Origin of the sequence: Shewanella electrica, assembly GCF_022321485.1 — a bacterium.
In the GTDB taxonomy this organism is placed as follows: Bacteria; Pseudomonadota; Gammaproteobacteria; order Enterobacterales; family Shewanellaceae; genus Shewanella; species Shewanella electrica.
On record NZ_JAKOGG010000701.1, the window covers coordinates 1 to 241 of the forward strand.

Below are 241 nucleotides of genomic sequence, written 5' to 3' on the forward strand. Positions count from 1 at the left end.
CTGGTGAGTTACGTTTAGCTACTGCGCGCAGCAGAAATGAGGAAAGGGCATTCTCAACTTGTCAGGTAGTCATGGAACTGCTCCGTCGTGTTAATCCCCTGCGGTCCAAACGCCGTTCCTTCATCCGTGTTCGTCCCCGAGATGATCGGGACCTTGACGAACTGGCCCTTGTTCAACTGCACGCTTCCCCAATTCTTGAGAAAATCACCATCCACCACGGGGCCAAAGTTATATTTGGATG

General features: G+C 51.9%; 1 protein-coding gene. It reads right to left on the reverse strand.

The window, feature by feature from the left end:
* Positions 1 to 53 precede the first annotated feature (53 nt).
* Positions 54 to 241, reverse strand: a 188-nt coding sequence (locus L9G74_RS21855) for a carboxylesterase family protein (RefSeq protein ID WP_238898990.1), incomplete at its 5' end; no start/stop codon positions are given.